The sequence below is a fragment of the Rothia sp. BD8 genome, assembly GCF_044878465.1.
Classification (GTDB): Bacteria; Actinomycetota; Actinomycetes; order Actinomycetales; family Micrococcaceae; genus Rothia; species Rothia kristinae.
In genome coordinates this window covers 1-909 of sequence record NZ_JANJES010000024.1, presented here as the reverse complement: position 1 = coordinate 909, position 909 = coordinate 1, and the positions used below count along the sequence as shown (strand labels likewise).

At 68.6% G+C, this 909-nt stretch carries 1 protein-coding gene; it reads left to right on the top strand.

The annotated features are described in order from the left end of the window. Positions 1 to 110: 110 nt before the first annotated feature. On the top strand, positions 111 to 909 hold a 799-nt coding region (locus NQ707_RS10435; RefSeq protein WP_404435737.1), incomplete at its 3' end, for an ISL3 family transposase.

The following is a 909-nucleotide window of genomic DNA, read 5'->3' as shown; positions in this document are numbered from 1 at the left end:
GGCTCTTCGTAATCGAGGAGGTAGGTGCGGCCGGCGCGTCGCTGCCTGGGTGAGGGTCGAGGCCTCCCGATGATGGAAGTTCCTACACTGCCCATCCGGAAGACCCCGACATGCCCCACGATACCTTCGCCACCCCTGACCTGACCGTGTTCTGCCGACTTGATGAGCTCGGCCTCATAGCCGTGGGCCAGCACATCGAACCGGACCGTGCGGTCCTGGAGTGCCGCGTTGCCGAGCCGGATCCGTGGTGCCGCGGCTGCGGCAGCCAGGCACTGTCCCGAGGCACGGATGCCCGATACCTGGCGCACGAGCCGTTCGGACACCGACCCACCACGCTGCTGGTCCGCGTCCGCCGATACGCGTGCCCCGGGTGCGGGCGGTCCTGGCGTGAAGACCTCACCCAGGCCGCGCCCGCACGAGCGAGGCTGTCTCGCGGCGGGATGCGGTGGGCACTGGAGGCCATCGTGATCGAGCACCTCACCGTCTCGCGCGCCGCTGCCGGCCTGGGCGTGTCCTGGCACACCGCGAACACCGCGATCCTCACCGCGGGCAAACGCCGCCTGATCGACGCACCAGGCCGGTTCGACGGTGTCCGAGTGCTCGGCGTCGACGAGCATGTCTGGCGGCATACCCGCCGCGGCGACAAGTACGTGACCGTCATCATCGACCTGACACCGGTCCGTGAGAGAACGGGACCTGCCAGGCTGCTGGACATGGTCGAGGGACGCTCGAAGGCGGTGTTCAAGACCTGGCTCGCGGATCGGCCGCGGGCCTGGCGAGACGGTGTCGAAATCGTCGCGATGGACGGGTTCACCGGGTTCAAAACCGCCTCCGTCGAAGAGCTGCCTGCGGCGGTGACGGTGATGGATCCCTTCCACGTCGTGAGGCTGGCCGGTGACGCGCTCGATG